At 65.9% G+C, this 20,976-nt stretch carries 18 protein-coding genes; 11 read left to right on the forward strand and 7 right to left on the reverse strand.

The window, feature by feature from the left end:
• Position 1 precedes the first annotated feature (1 nt).
• From X268_RS09585 to X268_RS09595, 3 genes are read left to right on the forward strand one after another with little or no spacing between them, the layout of a single operon-like run.
• Positions 2-466, forward strand: coding sequence for a (2Fe-2S)-binding protein (locus X268_RS09585; RefSeq protein ID WP_128924710.1), 465 nt, complete (start codon positions 2-4; stop codon positions 464-466).
• A 1-nt stretch (position 467) separates the two neighbouring features.
• The gene (locus X268_RS09590; protein WP_128924711.1) at positions 468-2,723 is read left to right on the forward strand and encodes a xanthine dehydrogenase family protein molybdopterin-binding subunit; all 2,256 of its coding nucleotides are present in this window, start codon (positions 468-470) and stop codon (positions 2,721-2,723) included.
• Positions 2,724-2,730: 7 nt separating this feature from the next.
• A complete protein-coding gene (locus X268_RS09595; RefSeq protein WP_128924712.1) occupies positions 2,731-3,363 on the forward strand; it encodes a hypothetical protein in 633 nt (210 codons plus the stop codon).
• 52 nt (positions 3,364-3,415) lie between these two features.
• Here X268_RS09595 and X268_RS09600 read toward each other — a convergent pair whose 3' ends face one another.
• The 7 genes from X268_RS09600 to ku form a co-directional block, all read right to left on the reverse strand.
• Complete coding sequence (locus X268_RS09600; RefSeq protein WP_128924713.1) at positions 3,416-6,169, reverse strand: beta strand repeat-containing protein; 2,754 nt, start codon at positions 6,167-6,169, stop codon at positions 3,416-3,418.
• A 385-nt stretch (positions 6,170-6,554) separates the two neighbouring features.
• Positions 6,555-8,150: an MBL fold metallo-hydrolase gene (locus tag X268_RS09605; protein ID WP_128924714.1), complete on the reverse strand. Its 1,596-nt coding sequence runs from the start codon at positions 8,148-8,150 to the stop codon at positions 6,555-6,557.
• Positions 8,147-9,067 (reverse strand): ribose-phosphate pyrophosphokinase, encoded by a 921-nt coding sequence (locus tag X268_RS09610; protein WP_128924715.1) that lies wholly within the window; start codon positions 9,065-9,067, stop codon positions 8,147-8,149. Before X268_RS09610 ends, X268_RS09605 begins: the two co-directional genes overlap by 4 nt.
• A complete protein-coding gene (locus X268_RS09615) occupies positions 9,064-10,605 on the reverse strand; it encodes a thymidine phosphorylase family protein (RefSeq protein WP_128924716.1) in 1,542 nt (513 codons plus the stop codon). Before X268_RS09615 ends, X268_RS09610 begins: the two co-directional genes overlap by 4 nt.
• A gap of 212 nt (positions 10,606-10,817) precedes the next feature.
• Positions 10,818-10,982 carry a Flp family type IVb pilin gene (locus X268_RS09620; RefSeq protein WP_128924717.1) on the reverse strand — a complete coding sequence of 55 codons (165 nt, stop codon included), beginning with the start codon at positions 10,980-10,982 and terminating at the stop codon, positions 10,818-10,820.
• Positions 10,983-11,253: 271 nt separating this feature from the next.
• Complete coding sequence (locus X268_RS09625; RefSeq protein WP_128924718.1) at positions 11,254-11,490, reverse strand: hypothetical protein; 237 nt, start codon at positions 11,488-11,490, stop codon at positions 11,254-11,256.
• A 58-nt stretch (positions 11,491-11,548) separates the two neighbouring features.
• The gene (ku, locus tag X268_RS09630; RefSeq protein WP_128924719.1) at positions 11,549-12,529 is read right to left on the reverse strand and encodes a non-homologous end joining protein Ku; all 981 of its coding nucleotides are present in this window, start codon (positions 12,527-12,529) and stop codon (positions 11,549-11,551) included.
• Between the two features lie 233 nt (positions 12,530-12,762).
• Here ku and X268_RS39315 point away from each other — a divergent pair, with 233 nt between their 5' ends.
• From X268_RS39315 to X268_RS09665, 8 genes are all read left to right on the forward strand, one after another.
• Complete coding sequence (locus tag X268_RS39315) at positions 12,763-12,918, forward strand: hypothetical protein (RefSeq protein WP_164937631.1); 156 nt, start codon at positions 12,763-12,765, stop codon at positions 12,916-12,918.
• A 203-nt stretch (positions 12,919-13,121) separates the two neighbouring features.
• Complete coding sequence (locus X268_RS09635; protein WP_018315821.1) at positions 13,122-13,787, forward strand: response regulator transcription factor; 666 nt, start codon at positions 13,122-13,124, stop codon at positions 13,785-13,787.
• Between the two features lie 94 nt (positions 13,788-13,881).
• Positions 13,882-15,258 carry a sensor histidine kinase gene (locus X268_RS09640; protein ID WP_128924720.1) on the forward strand — a complete coding sequence of 459 codons (1,377 nt, stop codon included), beginning with the start codon at positions 13,882-13,884 and terminating at the stop codon, positions 15,256-15,258.
• 159 nt (positions 15,259-15,417) lie between these two features.
• On the forward strand, positions 15,418-16,818 hold the full coding sequence (locus tag X268_RS09645) for a hypothetical protein (protein ID WP_128924721.1): 1,401 nt from the start codon (positions 15,418-15,420) through the stop codon (positions 16,816-16,818).
• A gap of 98 nt (positions 16,819-16,916) precedes the next feature.
• Positions 16,917-17,186, forward strand: coding sequence for a hypothetical protein (locus X268_RS09650; protein WP_128924722.1), 270 nt, complete (start codon positions 16,917-16,919; stop codon positions 17,184-17,186).
• Positions 17,187-17,317: 131 nt separating this feature from the next.
• Positions 17,318-18,430, forward strand: a complete 1,113-nt coding sequence (gene ccmI / locus X268_RS09655; RefSeq protein WP_128924723.1) for a c-type cytochrome biogenesis protein CcmI — start codon at positions 17,318-17,320, stop codon at positions 18,428-18,430.
• 37 nt (positions 18,431-18,467) lie between these two features.
• Positions 18,468-18,995, forward strand: a complete 528-nt coding sequence (ccmE, locus tag X268_RS09660) for a cytochrome c maturation protein CcmE (protein WP_128924724.1) — start codon at positions 18,468-18,470, stop codon at positions 18,993-18,995.
• Positions 18,992-20,974, forward strand: a complete 1,983-nt coding sequence (locus X268_RS09665; RefSeq protein ID WP_128924725.1) for a heme lyase CcmF/NrfE family subunit — start codon at positions 18,992-18,994, stop codon at positions 20,972-20,974. The genes ccmE and X268_RS09665 overlap by 4 nt, the downstream gene beginning before the upstream one ends.
• The last annotated feature ends 2 nt before the right edge of the window (positions 20,975-20,976 follow it).

The raw sequence follows: 20,976 nt of genomic DNA on the forward strand, positions 1-20,976 counted from the left end.
CATGATCGAGCTCACGGTGAACGGGATCAAGCGTAGCGTCGACGTCGTTCCCGAGATGCCCCTGCTCTGGGTGCTGCGTGACGAGCTCGACATCACCAGTCCCAAATACGGCTGCGGCGTTGCGCAATGCGGCGCCTGCACCGTTCACATCGATGGCAAGGCGGTGCGCTCTTGTCAGGCCCATATCGGCGAGGTCGCCGGCAAATCGGTCGTCACGCTCGAAGGGCTGGACAACAAGGAGCAGAACCCGGTCCTGCAGGCCTGGATCGAGCACCAAGTCCCGCAATGCGGCTACTGCCAGACCGGCCAGATCATGCAGACCATCTCACTTCTTGCACGGATCTCCAAGCCAACCGACGAGCAGATCAATCAGGTGATGTCGGGCAATCTCTGCCGCTGCGGCACCTATCCGCGCATTCGCGCGGCGATCCACGCGGCAGCGTCCAAGAAGATGGCGGAGAAGTGAGATGGGCCACATCCAGAGCCTCTCGCGTCGCGCCTTCGTTTTCGGCTCCGCCGCCGTCGCCGGTGGCATCGCCTTCGGCGCCTATGGCGATGCCGGAGTCGCGGCGCCGAGCGCGAGCGACAATCCGCTCGCTGCGGGCCTCGGACCGGACTCCGTGACCTTCAACCCCTGGGTCGAGATCAGTCCGGACAAGATCACGCTGATCGCCCAGCACGCCGACATCGGGCAGGGCGTCGGCTCGGTGCAGCCGATCATGATCGCCGAAGAGATGGATCTCGATCCCGGCCAGTTCGAAATCCGTTTCGCTGGTCCGAGCCCCGCCTACTTCAACACCGGTTTTGCCGACGAGTTCGCGCCCTTCGTGGCGGCGGACCAGAGCCCGGCGGCTGAGGAAGCGCGTGCTGCCACGCTCGAATGGTTGCGCAAGTCCGGGCTGCAGATGACCGGCGGATCAAGCTCGATGCCGGACACCTATGAAAAGCTGCGCGTTGCGGGCGCCGTGGCGCGCGAGACGCTGAAGGCGGCTGCCGCCAGGCGTTCGGGTGTCGCCGTGGCCGACCTGCGCACCGAGTCCGGTCACGTGATTCTGCCCAACGGCTCCAAAATTGCTTATGTCGCGCTGGCGGCCAAAGCCGCAAAAATTCCGCCGGTGCTCGATGCCAAGCCGCGCGATCCCTCGAAATGGCGCATGCTGGGCAAGCCGATGCAGCGCCTCGACATCCGGGCGAAGGTGATGGGCGAGCTGAAGTTCGGCATCGACATGAAGATGGACGGCATGCTCTACGCCTTCGTTAAGCTGAACCCCGGCAAGGGACAGCCGCTGAAATCCTACGACGCCAGCAAGGCGCGGGCGATGCCGGGGGTCAAGAAGATCCTCGAGATCAAGAACGGCGTTGCGGTGATCGCTACCAACAGCTGGTACGCGATGAGGGCGGTCGACGCGATCGCATGCGAATGGGCGCCGTCGGCCTATCCCGCGGAGCAAGCCGATCATTGGAAGGTTCTGGAATCCTCGTTCAAGCCGGAATTCCTCGGCAAGGAATGGCGCAAGATCGGCGATATCGAAGCCGGCCTGACGACGGGCACGCGTGTCGAGGCCGAATATCGCGCTCCTTACGTGGCACATCAGCCGCTGGAGCCGCTCAACGGGATCGGCCTCGTCACCGATACGGGGATGGAGATCTGGGTCGGCCATCAAAGCCCGCGCTTCGTGCAATGGGTCGCGGCGACCGCGATCGGCCTCAAGCCCGAACAGGTCACCTTTCACAATCAGTGGACCGGTGGAAGCTTTGGCCACCGTATCGAATACGAGAACGTCCGCGTTCTCGCCGAGATCGCCAATCAGATGAAGGGCACGCCGATCAAGCTGGTGTTCTCGCGCGAGGAGGATTTTCTCCAGGACATCCCGCGGCAGATCGCGATCGCCCGGCACAGAGGCAACGTCGACAAGGGCAAGATCGTCGCGGCCGATCTGCAGCTGGCTTCGACGGCGCCGCTCAAGGGACTGCTCGAGCGTTCGGGCACGCCATCGAAGGATCCTGACGGGCAGTTGGCGGCCGGCCTCTGGAACGTCTACTACGACATCCCCAACTTCCGGGCCACGAGCTACGAAGCGCAGGGACTGTCGCCGAGCACCACGTGGCGGTCGGTCGGGGCATCGACATCAGGCTTCTTCACGGAAAGCTTCATCGACGAACTGATCCATGCCGCTGGCCTCGATCCCATGAAGGCGCGCATCTCGATGTGCACCGTGCCGCATTATCGCAAGGTGCTGGAGACCGTCGCTGAAATGTCGGACTGGAAGGGGCCGCTCGGCAACGGCAGGGGCCGTGGCGTCGCGTTCGTGGAGTCCTTCGGGACGCCGACCGCAGAGGTCGTCGAGGTGACGGCGACGGACCGCGGCATCCGGATCGACAAGGTCTGGGTCGCAGCCGACGTCGGCAAGGTGATCGATCCCGTCAACTTCGAGAACCAGGTGCAGGGCGGCATCGTTTGGGGACTCGGCCACGCCATCAACTGCGAGCTCACCTATTCAAAAGGCGCGGCGCAGCAGACCAACTACAATCACCACGAAGCGATGCGGATCTATCAATGTCCGGTCATTGAAGTTCGCGGGCTCGAGAACGATCCCAAGGTGAGAGGGGTCGGCGAGCCGCCGGTTCCGCCGGCCGCGCCCGCGCTCGCCAATGCGATCTTTGCGGCGACCGGAAAGCGCATCCGCGAGATGCCGTTCAACAAGTTCATCGATTTCGTGTGAGGGGATGATGAAGAGATCTCTGATCGCGGTGGTGCTCGCCGCGTCGTCAATTGCAGCCCTCACGGAAATTGTCGCTGCCAAGAACGAAACCGCGAAAGATATCTTGCCGCCGGGCAGCGTCAGCCGTGTCGTGGGGCTGGAGGCCTGGAAGCGGATCGAGGCCGTGGTGACACATCCACGTTGTGCCAACTGCCATGTCGATGCCAAGGCCATCCCGATCTGGACCCCGGCCGGCGAAACCAAGCCGCGCGTGCACGGCATGAACATCCACGGCGGCGAAAGCCGCATCGGCGCGGAAGCGATCCCGTGCTCGACCTGTCACATGACCTCGACCCAGGCGAACGAGCCGGCACCAGCGCCGCCGCGCGCCGGCATCGACTGGCAGCTCGCGCCGGTGGCTTTCATCTGGTTCGGCAAGTCCGGCGCCGAGATCTGCGCGCAGCTGAAGGATCCCAAGCGCAACGGCGGCCGCGACGCCGCCGGCCTTGTCGAGCATTTGCGGCACGATGCCTCGCTGAACGGCTTCATTCCGCGGGGCTGGGCTCCCGGGGCGGGCCGTACGACGCCGCCGGGCACCTTCGAGGATCACGTCAAGGACATGGCCCTGTGGGGCGCCGCCGGACAACCCTGCCCGAACTGACGATCGCGCGCCGCGATGGCGCGCGATCGTGTCGGCCGCACGATCGGCCTGCTCAGACCAGCGTGCCCGCGTGCAAGCTGGCCTGGGCGAGCAACGATTGAATCACGACGTTGTCGCCGGGACCACCGTCCAGCACGTCGATGCCGCCGCCGCCGATCAGCACGTCGTCGCCGAGCCCGCCGAGCAGCGTATCGTTGCCCGCGCTGCCGATGAGCACGTCGTCGCCGACGCCGCCGTCGAACACGAAGTGCGGCCCGCCCGGGCCGACGCCCGAGGCCTCGATCACGTCGTCGCCGCCGAGGCCGTTGATGGTGATGGTGTCGTTGAAGTCGAAATTCTCGATCACGATCTGGCTCGCGAGGCCGTCGATCACCAGCGCGCCATGGCTGTTGAGCGACAGCGTGATGACGTCGTCGCCGCCGGTGCCGTTGATCACGATGTTGTCGACCGCGCCGTCGCCGCCGGCGGCGCCGGGGACGCCGCCGAGGTCGATCTTCACCTGCGTCACGTCGGTTCCGCTCATGTCGCCGACGGTGATCTTGTCGGCGCCGCCGCGGGCATTGAACGCGATCGTCTCGACGCCGTCCGTGTCCATCGTCACGGAGGCGACGTCGCGCGTCAGCTCGGCGCGGGAGCCGTTGGCGAAGATGTTGATGGTTTCGGCGATGTTGGCGCCGTTGAACAGCAGGGTGTCGCTGCCGGCCTGACCCTCGATCGTGTCGTTGTCGTCGCCGGGATTCCACACGAAGGTGTCGTTGCCCGCGCCCATCAAGGCGACGTCGTTGCCGTCGCCGCCGTTGATGAGGTCGTCGCCCTGGCTGCCGCGGATGGTGTCGTTGCCGATGCCGCCGTTGATCGTCAGCTGCAGCACGCCGGCAGCGAGCCCGCTGGCGTCGATGATGTCGTCGCCGGTGAGGCCATTGAGCGTCAACTGATCGGCTCCATCCATTGCGGTCAGGTGGGTCGCCGCATGCAGGCCGAACACCGTCACGCCGCCGGCATTGCCGCTGACGCCGAACGTGTCGGCGCCCTGGGTCGCATCGACCGAGACGGTATCGACGGCCCCGTCAGGCGTTCCGGTCGGGCCGGCGAGGTCGATGTTCACCCGCGTCACGTCGGTCCCGGTCAGATCCCCCACGGTGATATGGTCGGCGCCGCCGAGGGCGTGGATATCGACGTGCTCGACCCCGTGCAGGTCCATCGTGATGTTGGCGACATCGCGCGTTAGCAGAGCGCGGTCGCCGTTCGCCACAAGGGTCATGGTCTCAGCAATGTTGGCGCCGGAGAACCGCAGCGTATCGATGCCGGTGCCGCCCTCGACGGTATCGCTGCCGTCACCCGGATCCCACTGGAAGATATCGTTGCCGGCGCCCAGCAGTGCAGTGTCATTGCCGCGGTTGCCCTCGACGAAATCATTGCCGTCGCCGCCGATCAGCGTGTCGTTGCCGGCACTGCCAAGGATCGTATCGTTCCCGGCGCCGCCATCGATCGTCAGGTGCACGATCCCTGCGGCCAGCGTGGCGGCCGAGATCGTGTCGTTGCCGCCGAGACCTTGAATGAGGAGCGCATCGTTCGCGCCTTCCGCATCGGTGATGGCGACGGCGGCAGGCAACCCTGCGACCGTCACCGAAGAGCCCGAGCCGGACACCTCGATCGCATCGCCGCCGCCTGTGGCTTCAAGCGTCACGCTATCGGCCGCACCGTCACCGGCGCCGCCCGATCCGAGATCGATATTGACCTGCCTGACATCGGTTGCAGCCAAGTTCTTGACGACGATGTTGTCGCTGCCACCTTGTGCTTTGATGGTGATGGTCTCGATGCCGTCGAGGTCCATGGTGATATTGCCGACGTTGCGGGTCAGCAGCGCGCGTCCGCCACTGGCGGCGGACAGGACGATGTCCTCACTGATGTTCGAGCCGTTGAACAGCAGGGTGTCGGTGCCGGCCTGTCCGTCGACCTTGTCGCTGCCGTCGCCGGGGTCCCACTGGAAGATGTCGTTGCCGGCGCCCAGCAGCGCGATGTCGTTGCCCTGGTTGCCGTCGATGAAGTCGTTGCCATCGCCGCCCAGCAGGCGGTCCGCGCCATTGCCGCCGCGGATGGTGTCGTTGCCGGCGCCTCCGTCGATCGTCAGATTGATCAGCGCGGCGAGATTACCGGTGGCGGTGATGATGTCATCGCCGCCGCCGGCATTGACCACGAGGTTTTCGGTGGTGCCGATGTCCAGCGAGAACGGCGCGGGATCGACGCGGTCGAAGCGCACGCGCGTGCCGTTGGCCGTGATCGCGAAGGTCTCGCTGCCGTTGCCGCCGTTCACCTCGGCGGTGTCGATGCCTTCGCCGCCTTCCATCAGGTCGCTGTCGTCGCCGGGGTTCCAGATCATGCGGTCATTGCCGGCCTCGCCGAACATCTGGTCGTTGCCGTCGCCGCCGACCAGCACGTCATTGCCCGAGCCGCCGAACAAGAGGTCATTGCCGCTCTTGCCGAACAGCGTGTCATTGCCGGACTGGCCAAACAGCATGTCGTTGCCGGATCCGCCGGTCAGCGTATCGTTGCCGGCGCCGCCGAACAGGTTCGCCGCTGGCATGACGCCGTTGCTCTCGTCGATCGTGATGATGTCGTTGCCGTCGAGGCCGAAGGCCTGGATCAATTTGGTGTTGGCGACCGTCGCGGGGCCGCCCTTGATCGCGACCGCGCCATGGTTGACGACGACCGTCCCGGCCGCATTTCGGCCCAACGCGACCGTGTTGTTGTGACCGTCGCCAAAGACGGTGAGAATTCCGGCGGAAAAATTCGCTGTGACAGCCATGTGCGCTTCTCGCTCTACGTGATCGAAATAGGCCGTGCGGCGGGATCGTGACGCTCTTCGCGATGCCGGGGAACGGCAGACGATCTCGTCTGTAGGCCGGGACGCCAGTTCCCGCTTGAGGAGGGGCTTTCGACGGCGTCCTGTTTTTCTTGAGAACCGCTTGATTTTCGGGAGAGGCGGCGCAACGGCCGTTCACGGGGCCGTGTTTCGCGGTCGCATCAGCCGATGCGCCTGCAATCCGTTGTGTTGCCCGACGGGCAAAACACGCCAGCGCTCGGTCGATGGTCCTCCGCGGAAAAGACTCCGGATTGCTTCATCGCAAAAGGGCTCTTCGCAATGACAAATTGCGGGGACGCTTTGCTGTCATACTCCGGTCGGCGCCCCGCTACGCCTTCTCCTCCAGCGCGCGGCGGAGCCGTCGGATGATGACGCCGCGGGCGCGGTCGTCGGCGGCCGCGCCGATCCTGTCGTTGATGTCGAGCACGAGCTCCGACATCTCGTTGTGCCAGTCGAGACGGGTCACGGCCTCCGGCGCGAGCCGCCGGCGATGATCGACGTCGAGCACGCGCGGTTCGGGCGCGGCGAGCTCGTAGACGTCGTCCAGCATCGGCTGGTAGACCCTGGCTGCCGGAATGATGCGCTCGGCGACGCGTTCGGCAAGTCCCGCGATGGCGTCTTCCTCGCCATGTACCAGGAACAGCCCGCGGGAGATCGGCCGGCGCGCCGCGATCCAGCTGGCGATGCCGGCGCCGTCGGCATGGCCCGAATATTCGTCGATCATGCGGATGCGGGCCGCGACCTTGATCTCCTCGCCCTGGATTCGTACGGCCTTGGCTCCGTTCTGCAGGAAGCGGCCGAGCGTGCCGTTGGCCTGGAAGCCGGCGAGCAGCACGGTCGCGCGCTCGTTCCACAGCCAGCGCTTCAGATGATGGCGGATGCGGCCGGCGTCGCACATGCCGCTCGCGGCGATGATGATATGGAATCCGGACAGGCGCATGATCGCCTTGCTCTCGTCCGCGGTCTCGGTGAACTTGAGATGCGGCGAGTTGAGCAGGCGCGTGGCATCCACGGATGGGTCAAGGCTCGCGGCATGCCGGCGAAACACCTCGGTGGCACGGATCGCGAGCGGCGAATCCAGGAAGATCGGCGCGGTCGGAATCTCGCCGTGCTCCATCAGGTCAACGAGATCGACGATCAGCTCCTGGGTGCGCTCGACCGCGAAGGCGGGCATCAGCAGCGCGCCGCCCGCCGCCGCGGCATCGCGCACCTCGGCTGCCAGGTGCTTGCGCCGGAGCGCAGGCGTCGTGGGCTCGCGTATCCGGTCGCCATAGGTAGCTTCGGAGATGACGTAGTCGAGGTCGGTCGGCGCTTCGGGATCGGGCTGGAGCAGCTTGGCCTCGGGCCCGACGTCGCCGGAGAGCAGCACGCGCAGCGGCCGTGGCGCGCCCGGCTCGGCGATTTCGAGCTCGATCGAGGCCGATCCGAGCAGATGGCCGGCGTTCCAGTAGCGCGCGCGGACGCCCGGGATCACGTCGGTCCAGCGCTCATAGTCGACCGCGCGAAACGATTGCAGCGATGCGATCGCATCGGCCTGCGTGTAGATCGGTTGCACCTCCCTGCGCCCGCGCGAAGCGTTGCGCCGGTTGAGCTGCGCGACTTCCGATTCCTGGATGCTGCCGGCGTCGGGAAGCATGTAGGAGCACAGATCGATCGTGCCGCGCGTCGCCAGGATCGGGCCCTCGAAGCCGGCGCGCACGAGCTTCGGCAACAGCCCGCTATGGTCGATGTGGGCATGCGTGAGCAGCACCGTATCGATATCGGCGGGACGAAACGGAAAGGCGCCGTAGTTGAGCTCCTTCAGCGTCTTCTGGCCCTGGAACAGGCCGCAATCGACCAGGAAGCGGCCGCCTGCGGTCTGGAACAGATAGCTCGAGCCGGTCACGGTGCGGGCGGCACCGCAAAATCGAACGGTGATGCTCATGGCGTCGTCTCCGGAAGATGGGGCATTGTCAATTCGGACCGCAAGGCGGCCGCAAGAGTCTCGTCGAGCGCAATCGCATTGGTTGGATGCGGCACGCTGTCGGTCGAGCGGATCGACCGGATGCCGGCTTCAGTGAATGCAGGGATCATCGCGGGCGGGAATAGCGCGTGCGTCACGACCGCATCGACGGCGGTCGCGCCCATCGCCGTCAGCGCTTTCGCCGCGGCGATCAGCGTCGTCCCCGAGGAAACGATGTCGTCCACCAGCAGCGCGGGCCGTCCCGAGAGCAGGCCGGGATCTGCAAAGCTGATCGCAACCGAACGATCGCCGTCCCGGGTCTTTTTCGCCACCGTGTGCTGCAGCCGCAGCCGGCTCGCGATATCGCTGACCCAGGGCTCGGACTCCATGTCGGGTCCGATCACGATTGTCGCGGGGTCGATGCCGCCCGTCGCCAGCGCGTTCGCGATCGCCGGCATGGCGGACAGGTTCTCCGCTTCGATCCCCGGAAATACGGATCCGATGGCGGAGGTCCGATGCAGGTGCGCATCCACGGTGACGACGCGGTCGACGGTCGTTGCGAGCAGATTCCCCATGGCACGCTGGCTGATCGCTTCGCCCGCATGAAACGCAGCATCCTGCCGCATATAGCAGAGATAGGGCGCGACCAGCACCAGCCGTGTCGCGCCGTCACGCCGCAGCGCCTCCGCAGCGAACAGCAGCGTGATCAGCTTGTCATTCGGTTGATCGAGCGGGACATAGAGGATCGTGGTGTCGGTCGCCGGCGCGACGGCGACGCGCAGCTCGCCGTCCGGAAAGCGATGCACGGCGATCGCGGCGCAGGACAGCCCGAGCTGCGCCGAAAGCCGCTTCGCCGCATCGCTGCCGCTGGGCAGTGTCTGGAGCGCGATCGTGCTCACGACACCGGCTTGTCCTGCGGGGCCGCGTGACCGTTGACGACGTAACCGGTCTCTTCAGTGGCGGCATCGGCCGCGAGATCGTGCTCGGGGCGGTCGAACGTGTAGACGCGATAGAGCGGCTCGCCCTGCTCGACGCGATCGCCGATCTTCTTGAACAGGCGGATGCCGGCGCCCTTGTCGAGCGGCGCGCCGGCGGTGCGGGCGAGGCGGTTCAGACGCAGGCAGTCGATCGCGGACACCGTGCCGTCATGCGCCGCCCTGACGTCGAAGCTGAGCGGGCCCAGCTCGTTGCTGGAGGTCGATGGGCCCTGGGCGTCGATGATCTTCTGCATCTGCTTCAACGCCGCGCCGCTGTCGAGCAATTCGCGCGCCCTCGCGTAACCGGCACCGCCGCGCAGCTTCGGATCGTATTCCAGCAGATGGGCGGCGAGCCGGAGCGACTTCTCGCGCAGATCGCGCGGCGCATCCTTGTCGTTGCCGAGCACGGCCATGACGTCATTGGCTTCGAGCACCGGCCCGATGCCGTTGCCGATCGGCTGGCTTCCGTCGGTCATGATCACCTCGACCGAGCGGCCGAAGCGGTCGCCGACGAATTCGAACAGCTTGCCCAGCCGCATCGCCTCGACACCGCTGGTGACTTTCGCAGTCGGCCCGACCGGAATGTCGATTAACAGATGCGTCGAGCCTGCCGCGATCTTCTTGGACATGATGGAGGCGACCATCTGCTCGCGGGTATCGAGGCTCAGCGGACGCTCGACCGAGATCAGGACGTCGTCGGCCGGCGACAGGTTCACGTGTCCGCCCCAGATCAGGCAGCCGTTGCAGGCCGAGACGATCGCCTTCATCTCCTCGACGCCGACATTGACGCGCGCCAGAACCTCCATCGTGTCGGCGGTGCCGGCTGGCGAGGGGATGGCGCGCGAGGAGGGCTTGGGGATTGGCAGGCCGTGGGCGGCGACGATCGGCACCACGACCATCGAGGTGCGGTTGCCGGGAATGCCTCCGATGCAGTGCTTGTCGACGACTACAGGCGTCGGCCACACCAACTGCGTGCCGGCCTGGGCCATTGCCCCGGTCAGGGCGAGCAGCTCGTCGCTGGTGATGAAGCTCGCGGAGCCGATCAGGAAGGCGGCGATCTCCATGTCCGAGTAGCGATAATGTGCGAGGTCGTTGATGATCGCGCCGATCTCCGCCTGGCTCAAGGTTCGTCCGTGGATCTTGGCGCGCACCGCTTCCAGGCTCTCCGGAGGCGAGGCGGGCCTGACCGTGACCAGGGTGCCGGCACCTTGCGCGAAGCGCCGGAAAGCCGGCTCGGAGAGCCCGATCTCCTCCGGAGCCGCCAGCGTATCGTCATCCGTGATCAGCAACGTCGCCAGCAGGACCTTGTCGCCGTGACGAAGCTCGACACGGCTGAAGCCGCGGAAGATCTCGGCGCGCAGCGCTTTCGACTGCCTGGAGAGGACGACGACGTTCTCGCGGCCGGTATCGAGCCGGACGCGGCGGATCTTCAATTGGGAGTGCGGAAGGTCTGGATGCATGGACAGGCCGGCAGCGAGAAAGTCAGGCCTTCATGCTTAGACGTCGCAGTGCAGATGCTTTTGACCCAGATCATGGCCGGCGCGCGGCTGCAGGCATGGGCGTGCCGTCACGCCTTCGCGCTGTTGCAGGCGTGCCGGTCCGGACATGACGGAGAGGGACCGGATGCCGTGGCAAGATCACCGTGTCGACCGGCCAAATCAGGGATCGGGCGCTACTTGATCGCCGTGCTGATCGCGACGAATTTGTTGTTGAGGAGGGCGCCGCCAGTGTTGTTCACGGCCGTCACGATGACCATGGCGATCCCTGCGGCAATGAGGCAGTACTCGATGGCGGTCGCACCATTCTCATCGGCAAGGAAAGACATAAGCAGACGCATTGCCAACTCCTGTTCATCCGATCCAACGTCTGGTCGCGTCGTCATCGAATTCACAAATAGATCGAATAAGTCTTTGTGCGCGGCAAAAGAATTATGCCCGGGCGAGCGCGCCTCCGCTCATACGACAGCATTCATTAAATTAATGTTCCGACGCTCCGTCCAAATGGATTCAAATCGGCTGGCCCTCGGGGGCGGTCGAGCGCCAGACGGTGGCATCGGGGAGGGAGTGCCCCTTAACGGATCGTTGACGCTGTTCGCCGGGCCATCGCGCTCATGGGCGCCGGTTAGCCGCATTCAGGGCGCGCAACATGGCGATACGGGCGAACATCACCCAGCCGCCGCCCGTCTCGGCCGCATTGATCAAGGTCTCGATGGCGGTCTGCCAGTGCGCCTCGTGCTGGGCGTCCTCGGGCAGCTGCATGATGTAGTCCGCCGCCTCTTGCAGCGTGAGCAGCGCGCGCTTGTTGCTCACGCGTACGGGATCGTCGAACGCCGTCGACCAGGGCATGTCAGGCCGCCTGATCCGCGAGGAGGGGCATCACGGCGCGATTGCGGGAGTGACGCGGCTAGCCGGCCTTCTTCGCCCGCGCCGGAGCGCGCACCGGCTTGTCGGCGGCCTTCTTCGGGGGGGTCGCAGCCTTCGCCGCCGCGTCCTTGCCGCCCTTGCCCGAGATCGGCAGCAGCATCTCGCGCTGGCCCTCGACGCGCTTTTTCGGCTTCTTGGCCCTGGCGGCCTCCTTGGCAACCTTCGCCGCAGGCGCGCCATCCTTCTCGTTAGCGATGCTCTTCTTCAGCGCGTCCATCAGATTGATGACATTGCCGCCGCTCTTCGGCGTCGCCTTGGCCGCGATCGGCATGCCCGAGCGCTTCTTGTTGATGAGATCGATCAGGGCGGTCTCGTAATGATCCTCGAACAGCTCGGGTTCGAACGCGCCGGACTTCTTCTCGACGATGTGCTTGGCGAGGTCGAGCATGTCCTTGGTGAGCTTCACGTCCTGGATGTCGTCGAAATATTCCGTCTCGCTGCGGACCTCGTAGGGATAGCGCAGCAGCGTGCCCATCAGCCCGCTCGCGAGCGGCTCCAGCGCGATGATGTGCTCGCGGTTGGTCAGCACCACGCGGCCGATCGCGACCTTGTCCATGCTGCGGATGGTCTCGCGGATCACGGCATAGGCGTCGTGGCCGACCTTGCCGTCCGGCACGAGATAATAGGGGCGGATCAGGTAGCGGTTGTCGATGTCGGTCTTCGGCACGAACTCGTCGATCTCGATCGTGTGCGTGGAATCCAGCGCGATGTCGTCGAGCTCGTCCTTGGTGACTTCGATATAGGTGTCGGTGTCGACCTTGTAGCCCTTGACGATGTCCTCGGAGGTCACCTCGTCCCCGGTCTCGGCGTCGACCTTGAGGTACTTGATCCGGTGGCCGGTCTTGCGATTGATCTGGTTGAAGGAAACCTTCTCTGTATCCGAAGTGGCCGGATAGAGCGCGACCGGACAGGTCACGAGCGACAAACGCAGAAAACCCTTCCAATTGGCGCGGGGGGCCATGGGCTACTCCAAACGCAACAGGGACAAGCCTCCAGGATAACATCGCCTTGGAGCGAATCATAGCAACCGCCGGCGCGGAATCGTCCAACGGCGTTAATCGCCGGCCCGAGGCCTTGGCCATGCGGGCCAATGATCCGGAACATCGCGGATGATCAGGCGTTGCCCCGACACTTCATGGCCGCGAGGAGGTCGCGGCGAGCCGACGCGACAGCCAGCCAGAGATTGAGGTCACCATGGCAGCCACACGAGAGCAGGACCGGATCGTGGAAACTCCGACCGAGGCGCGCCAGGGCGAGCCCGGGCCGTCGGTGGCGGCGCTGCTCGCCATCTCGACCGGGCTGGCGATCCTGATCCTCGCCGTCATCTGGTTCGTGTTCTTCCGCACCTGACGGCCGGATTCGGACCTTCCTGACCGCTGCGCCCGCCCTGCCGCCGGATCACCTGGCGGCAGGGCGGGCGCAGTCGCATTGTCCGGCGACAGGTCGTATATGACCAAAAAGTAACGCGCGCCGGTTCCCGGCGTTCATATTCAGTTCACGCCGGAATTGCTCATCTGGCGCGGTGTTGTCGCGGTCTATTTCTGGAGAGAAACGTGCGCCTGCTCGTTGTTGAGGACGACCCCGATCTCAATCGCCAGCTCACCAAGGCGCTGACCGACGCCGGCTATGTCGTCGATCGGGCCTTCGACGGGGAGGAGGGGCATTATCTCGGCGACAACGAGCCGTACGATGCCGTCGTGCTCGACATCGGTCTGCCGAAGAAGGACGGCATCTCGGTGCTGGAGGCCTGGCGCCGCAACGGCCGCACCATGCCGGTCCTCATCCTCACCGCACGCGACCGCTGGAGCGACAAGGTGCAGGGCTTCGATGCCGGCGCCGACGACTATGTCGCAAAACCGTTCCACCTGGAGGAGGTGCTGGCGCGCATCCGTGCGCTGCTGCGTCGCTCCACCGGCCACGCCCAGAGCGAGCTCAGCTGCGGCCCGGTCACGCTCGATACCCGGACCGGCAGGGTCAGCGTCTCCGGCAATCCCGTCAAGATGACGTCGCACGAATATCGGCTTCTGGCCTACCTGATGCACCATTCCGGGCGGGTGGTCTCGCGCACCGAGCTGGTCGAGCACCTCTACGACCAGGATTTCGACCGCGACTCCAACACGATCGAGGTCTTCGTCGGCCGTATCCGCAAGAAGCTCGACGTCGACATCATCCAGACCGTCCGCGGCCTCGGCTATCTCCTGACCCCGCCGGCCGCGTGACGTGTTCCGGGGCTTGACGGGCAGCCCGCCAGGGCCCTTGGTCCGGACATGAGCTCCGACGCCCTGCCATCCTGCGCCTCCCGGGACCATTCCGATGGCCGCTAGTTCGCTTGCGAATCGCCTGTTCCTGTCGGCGACCGCTTGGCTCGTGGTGATCCTGGCCATTACCGGCGTGGTGCTGTCGTCAGTCTACAAGAACGCCACCGAGCGCGCCTTTGACCGCCGGCTCAATCTCTATCTGCGCACCCTCATCGCCGAGGTCGCCACCCCCGACGAGCCGCCGGACCGCCAGTTCCAGTCGCTCGGCGAGCCCTTGTTCGAGCTGCCGCTGTCCGGCTGGTACTGGCAGATCACGCGGACCGACACCGAAAAGCCCGAGGTGCGCTCTTCGCGCTCGCTCTGGGACAAGAAGCTGCCGAAGCTGGAGGAGCAGGGCGCCGAGCTCACCGCCGCCGGCATTCGCCTCGCCTATGTCGACGGACCCGAGGGGCAGAATCTGCGCATGGTGGAACGGCCGGTCGATCTCGGCGCCGACGGCAAATTTCTCGTCAGCGTCGCCGGCGACGACACCGAGATTTTCGACGAGACGCGCAGCTTCGACTATTACCTCGGCGGCACCTTCACCGCGCTCGGCATCGTGCTGCTGTTGACGACGGTGTTCCAGGTCCGCTTCGGCCTGGCGCCGCTCAAACGCATCTCGGAATCCATTGCCGACATCCGCTCCGGTCGGGCGGAGCGGCTCGAGGGCGAATTCCCGGTCGAGATCGCGCCATTGGCGCGCGAGACCAACGCGCTGATCGACGCCAATCGCGAGATCGTCGAGCGCGCGCGCACCCATGTCGGCAATCTCGCCCATGCGATCAAGACGCCGCTCTCTGTCATCGTCAACGAGGCCGGCGCCCACATCGCCGATCCCTTCGCGGCCAAGGTGATGGAGCAGGCGGACGTGATGCGCGACCAGGTCGCCCACCATCTGGAGCGTGCGCGCATCGCAGCGCGGGTCTCGGTGGTCGCGACCGTGACCGAGGTGGCGCCCGCCATCGAGGCGCTGCGGCGGACCATGGAGAAGATCCATCGCGACCGCGGCATCGTGGTCGAGGCCAAGGCCGATCCGTCGGCGAAGTTTCGCGGCGAGCGCCAGGATCTGGAGGAAATGGTCGGCAATCTCGTCGATAATGCCTGCAAATGGGCGGCCTCGCGCGTCTTCATCGAGGTCCTGGTGGAGACGCCGCCTCAGGCGGGGGCGGGCCCGCGGCTGCGGATCATTGTCGATGACGACGGCCGCGGCCTGTCGGAATCAGAGCGCGCGCAGGTCTCCCGGCGCGGCCAGCGGCTCGACGAGGCCAAGCCGGGATCGGGATTGGGCCTGTCCATCGTGGTCGATCTCGCCGCACTCTATGGCGGCAGCCTCTCGCTCGGCAGTGCGCCGACCGGCGGCCTGCGGGCCGAACTGGTCTTGCCTGGAGTTTAATCTCTTGTTCCCGCTGACCTTTTCGTCTCTGCCGAGGCTTGGCAAGAGTTGTCCAAGGGGATTCGCTCCCGCTTCCTAAACGGCTTCTTAAGTGGGGCCTCCTATGATCGGGCCGGACGCATCCCATGTCCGCCATTTTACCGTGCATTACCCGGGCGCATGAGCCAGACATCGATCGAGCGGCTGAGGGAATATCTCGCGCAGCTCCCGCCGCAGTCGCAGGCGCTGCTGATGCGGGAGTTCGAGCGTGCGCTCGAGCGCGGCCAGGACACGGCCGTGGCGACCCTCGTGCTCGAGCAGTTGCGCAAGATCGTCCGCAAGGCCGAAGCCGATGAGGCCCCGCCGCCGCGCACGGACGATCTGTCGCGGCTGTTGTTCCAGGTGCTGGAACCGTTCCTTGTCGAAGCGGGCGTCCCGATGCGGGTCGGTCAGATCCGACGCTCCTCGCTCCAGCCGATCTGGCAATGGCTCGGCCGTGACGGCGCACCGGACAAGGTGAACGAATTCGAGACCGCGCTGGCGCGCATGCCGGCCGACAGTACGGGGCAGATCGAGGCCCTGGCGCAGAAGCTCCAGGCGGTGGCTGCGGACGCCATTCTCGAGCTGACGGGGCCCGGCGGCGGCGACAAGTCGCGCGCGCTGGCTCGGGTCGGCGCGCCCAACGTGATCGAGGACCTCTATTCGATCGGAGCGGTGCTTCAGGTCCGGGAGGCCATCGCCGGCCTGAACGAGAAGCTGCCGCGCTTCCTGCGCGCTTTCGGCGATTCCCAGATCGCCTCGGTGACGTCGGCGCTCAACATTCCGGTGCTTCAGACCCCGCAGATGCTGCCCTTCGCGCTGTCGATCGTGGTGCAGCGGATGACCGCGCCGTGGCAGATCATTCGCCTTGCCATCAAGATTGCCGCCTCCGACGACGAGATCCGCGTCGCGGCGACGCCCTATGGCGTCGCCGTCACGATCGCGCTGCACGATCTGTCCTGTGTCGCCGCCACCCTGCGCATGGACATCAAGCGCGGTCATTTCGACAACGTGGCCGGCAATCTCAAGGCGTTGCACGACGGCGTGCGCGGCCTGCGCACCGAGCTCGACCTGCGCAACGATTCCGCCTGGGGCAAGCAGCTGACCTCGATCCGGGCCGACATCTCCAATGCGCTGCAATCCGAGATCGACAGTGTTCCGGGCCGCGTCCGCCGCATCCTGCGCCAGCGCCCCGAGAAGGACATTCCGCCGGGCGCGCGGATCGACAGCACCGAGGTGGAGGAGACCGTGGCGCTGATCGATTTCGTCGCAACCTGCCGCAACTATGCGAGCGAGCTTGCGATCAACGAGGTGACGCTGCGCACCTATTCCGACCTCCAGCAATATGTCGAACGCTCGACCGAGCAGCTGGTGCAATCTCTGCGCGCGGCTGATCACAAGGTCCGGACCTATCGGCAGCAGCAGGTGCAGGCCGCGATTCGCTTCTGCCGCGTGCTGTTTGGCGATGATTATGCCTCGCTGATGAGCCGCGCCGCTGAGAACGCCGCTACGGGCGAGCGCAAATCGTCGCGCGCCAGCTGATTCAAGCGCATATTTTCGTGATCACAATTTCTGGTTGACGCTGTCGGTGGCGCGCCGTACGGTTCGCGTGCAAGTCCGGAGAATTTCTACTTGTGCGCATGAAACCCGTTATCAGCTCGATCGAAGTTGAGAACCGCATCGTCGTTGCCAAGTATCAGAGACTGATGGTCGGCGCGAAGGTGGTGCTGGTCGAGAAGGCAAGCGGTCGGCAATTGTCCGAGACCTGCACCAGGGTTTCATCTCCGGTTCCGGTCGGCGCGCTGCGCATCAGATTGCCGGATGTCATCAACCCGGGAACATACTTCCTGAAGGCCTTCAATGGGCGCGGCGAGGACGCCGCGCAAAGCGCGGATTTCGAGATCGGCTAAGCCGTTGGCTTTTCAACGTTTCGGGGCCGCGCGTGGTCGCGCCGAATTGACAATTGTCAATTGCCGCCTTGTCCGGCCGTGGTGTAAAGGCACCTATGGGCGCTGTTCGTGCGCTGCCGGAAGCTTGCCAGATGACGCTATGGTTCGTGTTCGCGCTGATGACGGTCGCGGCGATTTTCGCCGTGCTCTGGCCGCTTGGCCGCAAGGAACGCGCGCAAGACGGCGGTAGCGAGGTCGCGGTTTACAAGGACCAATTGGCCGAGATCGAGCGCGATCTCGGTGCGGGACTGATTGCCGCCCCTGAAGCCGAGGCGGCGCGCGTCGAGATCAGCCGCAGGCTGCTCGCCGCGGCCGCGAGCGAACCCGCTGTCGCGCCGAGTTCGAATCTGAAATGGCGCCGTGTGGCGGCCGTGCTGGCGCTCGCCGGCCTGCCGCTCGTTGTGATCGGCGTCTACATGCCACTCGGCTCGCCCCGGCTTCAGGACTTTCCGTTGGCGCAGCGGGAGCGCGGATCCGGGGCCGGCATGGCGCAGTCGCTCGAGAATCTCGTCGCGCAGGTCCAGGAGCATTTGGAGAAGAATCCGACCGACGGGCGCGGCTGGAACGTGCTCGCGCCGGTGCTGCAGCGGCTCGGCCGTTTCGACGAGGCAGCGCGCGCCTATCGCAATTCGCTCACTTACAATGGTGAAAGTTCGGAGCGCCGTGCCGATCTCGGCGAGGCGATCTCGGCCGCCGCCGGTGGTGTGGTGACCGCCGAGGCCAAGACAGAGTTCGAGCGCGCACATGCGCTCGACGCCGACGATCCCAAGGCCAACTATTTCCTGGGGCTTGCCGCCGAGCAGGATGGCCGCAAGGACGACGCTGCCAATATCTGGCGCGCACTGCTTGCGAAGGCGCCGGCGGACGCGCCGTGGCGTGCCCTGGTGCAGTCCTCGCTGGGCCGGGTCGGTGGCGGCGGCACGATGCCGGCACTGTCGGACGAGACGATCGCCGCTTCCAGGGACATGGCCGAGGGCGATCGCAACGCGATGGTGCGCGGCATGGTCGAGCGTCTGGCGACCCGATTGAAGCAGAACGGCGGCGACGTCGATGGATGGCTGCGCCTGGTGCGCGCTTATCTCGTGATGGGCGAACGGGACAAGGCGATGGGAGCGTCGGCCGATGCGCGGCAGGCCGTTGCCGGCGATTCCGAGCGGCTTCGCCAGCTCAATGAAGGCCTCAGGACACTCGGGCTCGGCGGATGACGATGCCGGGACGAGCGAAGCGGAGAACGGATACGCCATGACGCGCAAGCAGCGACGTATGACCATCATCGGCGGCTCGCTCGCCGTGCTCGCGCTCGCGGCCGCGCTGGTGCTCAACGCACTTCGCGACTCCATCGTGTTCTTCTCGACGCCGACAATGGTCGCCGAGAAGCACGTCGCGCCCGGCAAGCGGTTTCGCCTCGGCGGGTTGGTGCAGCCCGGCTCGCTCCAGCGCGGCGACAACCTCGCGGTGACCTTCGAGGTCGCCGACGGCAACGCCAAGCTGCCGGTGGCCTACAAGGGTATCCTGCCCGACCTGTTCCGCGAGGGGCAGGGCGTCGTCGCCGAAGGCGCGCTCGATGCCAATGGTGTGTTCAAGGCCGATACCGTGCTTGCCAAGCACGATGAGACCTACATGCCCAAGGACGTCGCCGATGCCCTGAAGAAGCAGGGGCATTGGAAGGACGATTACGGCGGCAAGCCTTCCGACGGCGGCAAGACGTCTGATGCGGGCAAGCCCGCGGCGACGACCGCGCAAGGCAATCCGCAAGGAGCGGTGCGGTGATCGCAGAATCCGGACATTACGCGCTGGTGCTGGCGCTTGGGCTCGCACTGATCCAATCCGTCGTGCCCCTGATCGGCGCGCGCCTGCGCGATGCCGCGCTCATGAACGTGGCGCGCTCCACCGCCTTGGCGCAGCTCCTGTTCGTCGGCGGCTCCTTCGTCGCCCTGGTGATGCTGCACGTGAACTCGGATTTCTCCGTCGCCAATGTGTACGAGAACTCCCATTCGATGAAGCCGCTGCTCTACAAGATCACCGGGGTCTGGGGAAATCATGAAGGCTCGATGCTCTTGTGGGTGTCGATCCTCGCGCTGTTCGGCGGGCTGGTCGCGGCTTTCGGCAACAATTTGCCGCTGTCGCTGCGCGCGCACGTGCTCGCCGTCCAGGCGTGGGTCGCCAGCGCGTTCTATCTCTTCATCCTCGTGACCTCGAACCCGTTCCTGCGCATCGCGAGCCCGCCGATCGAGGGACGCGATCTCAATCCGGTGCTTCAGGACATCGGCCTCGCCGTGCATCCGCCGATGCTCTATCTCGGCTATGTCGGCTTCTCGATCTCGTTCTCCTTCGCGATCGCGGCGCTGATGGAGGGACGGATCGACGCCGCCTGGGCGCGCTGGGTGCGGCCGTGGACACTGGTCGCCTGGATCTTCCTGACGCTCGGCATCGCCATGGGCTCGTACTGGGCCTATTACGAGCTCGGCTGGGGCGGCTGGTGGTTCTGGGATCCGGTCGAGAACGCCTCGCTGATGCCTTGGCTGTCCGGCACCGCGCTGCTTCATTCGGCCCTGGTGATGGAGAAGCGCAATGCGCTGAAGGTCTGGACCATCCTGCTGTCGATCCTGACCTTCTCGCTGTCGCTGCTCGGCACCTTCCTGGTGCGCTCGGGCGTCATCACCTCCGTGCATGCCTTCGCCACCGATCCCACCCGCGGCGTGTTCATTCTGCTGATCCTCTGCCTGTTCATCGGCGGCAGCCTGTCGCTGTTCGCGGGCCGCGCCACGTCGTTGAAGCAGGGCGGCCTATTCGCGCCGATCTCGCGCGAGGGGGCGCTGGTCCTGAACAATCTGCTGCTCACGGTCGCCTGCGCGGTCGTGCTGTTCGGCACGCTCTATCCGCTGGCGATGGAAATGCTCGCCGACTTCAAGATGTCGGTCGGTGCGCCCTTCTACAATCTCACCTTCGCACCGCTGTTTGCCCTGCTGCTGCTGGCCGTGCCGTTCGGGCCGATGCTGGCGTGGAAGCGCGGTGATCTGCTCGGCGTGACGCAGCGCCTGCTCGCGGCCGGCGTCGCAGGGCTCGTCGCCGTCGCCATCGCCTGGGGCTGGGCGCGCGGCGGCAGTGCGCTGGCGCCGCTTGCGATCGGGCTCGGCGTCTTCGTCATCGCCGGCGCCGTCACCGACATCGTCGAGCGGACCGGCCTCGTGCGGTTGCCGTTCGCAACGGTGCTGCACCGGGCACACGGCCTGCCGCGCTCGGCCTGGGGCACGGCGCTCGCACATGCCGGCCTCGGCGTGGCGCTGATCGGGATCGTCTGCGAGACCACCTGGAACAGCGAATATATCGCGACAATGAAGCAAAACGACGTCGCCCAGATCGCCGGCTACGACGTGAAGCTCGACGGTTTGCTGCAGCGTCAGGGGCCCAACTACCGCGAGATGATCGCCCAGTTCAACATCAGCCGCGATGGCGAGCCCCTCAGCGTCATGACGCCCTCCAAGCGCAGCTTCACCACCCGCGGCTCGTCGACCACCCAGGCCGCGCTGCTGACGCGCGGCGCGAGCCAGCTCTACATCTCGCTCGGCGACGCCACGGCCGAGGGCGCCATTGCCGTGCGCATCTATCACAAGCCGCTGGTGCTCCTGATCTGGTGGGGACCGGTGTTAATGGCGTTTGGCGGCGTGCTGTCGCTGTCCGACCGGCGCCTGCGGGTCGGCGCGCCGAAGCCGGCGCGGGCCAAGCAGCGTCTGCAGCCGGCGGAGTGATC

Source organism: Bradyrhizobium guangxiense (genome assembly GCF_004114915.1).
Lineage (GTDB): Bacteria > Pseudomonadota > Alphaproteobacteria > Rhizobiales > Xanthobacteraceae > Bradyrhizobium > Bradyrhizobium guangxiense.

Bases quoted from the DNA above. Each gene is read 5' to 3' on its own strand.
- X268_RS09585 (WP_128924710.1), top strand. From the start codon at position 2: ATGATCGAGCTCACGGTGAACGGGATCAAGCGTAGCGTCGACGTCGTT.
- X268_RS09590 (WP_128924711.1), top strand. From the start codon at position 468: ATGGGCCACATCCAGAGCCTCTCGCGTCGCGCCTTCGTTTTCGGCTCC.
- X268_RS09595 (WP_128924712.1), top strand. From the start codon at position 2,731: ATGAAGAGATCTCTGATCGCGGTGGTGCTCGCCGCGTCGTCAATTGCA.
- X268_RS09600 (WP_128924713.1), bottom strand. From the start codon at position 6,169: ATGGCTGTCACAGCGAATTTTTCCGCCGGAATTCTCACCGTCTTTGGC.
- X268_RS09605 (WP_128924714.1), bottom strand. From the start codon at position 8,150: ATGAGCATCACCGTTCGATTTTGCGGTGCCGCCCGCACCGTGACCGGC.
- X268_RS09615 (WP_128924716.1), bottom strand. From the start codon at position 10,605: ATGCATCCAGACCTTCCGCACTCCCAATTGAAGATCCGCCGCGTCCGG.
- X268_RS09620 (WP_128924717.1), bottom strand. From the start codon at position 10,982: ATGCGTCTGCTTATGTCTTTCCTTGCCGATGAGAATGGTGCGACCGCC.
- X268_RS09625 (WP_128924718.1), bottom strand. From the start codon at position 11,490: ATGCCCTGGTCGACGGCGTTCGACGATCCCGTACGCGTGAGCAACAAG.
- ku (WP_128924719.1), bottom strand. From the start codon at position 12,529: ATGGCCCCCCGCGCCAATTGGAAGGGTTTTCTGCGTTTGTCGCTCGTG.
- X268_RS39315 (WP_164937631.1), top strand. From the start codon at position 12,763: ATGGCAGCCACACGAGAGCAGGACCGGATCGTGGAAACTCCGACCGAG.
- X268_RS09640 (WP_128924720.1), top strand. From the start codon at position 13,882: ATGGCCGCTAGTTCGCTTGCGAATCGCCTGTTCCTGTCGGCGACCGCT.
- X268_RS09645 (WP_128924721.1), top strand. From the start codon at position 15,418: ATGAGCCAGACATCGATCGAGCGGCTGAGGGAATATCTCGCGCAGCTC.
- X268_RS09650 (WP_128924722.1), top strand. From the start codon at position 16,917: ATGAAACCCGTTATCAGCTCGATCGAAGTTGAGAACCGCATCGTCGTT.
- ccmI (WP_128924723.1), top strand. From the start codon at position 17,318: ATGACGCTATGGTTCGTGTTCGCGCTGATGACGGTCGCGGCGATTTTC.
- ccmE (WP_128924724.1), top strand. From the start codon at position 18,468: ATGACGCGCAAGCAGCGACGTATGACCATCATCGGCGGCTCGCTCGCC.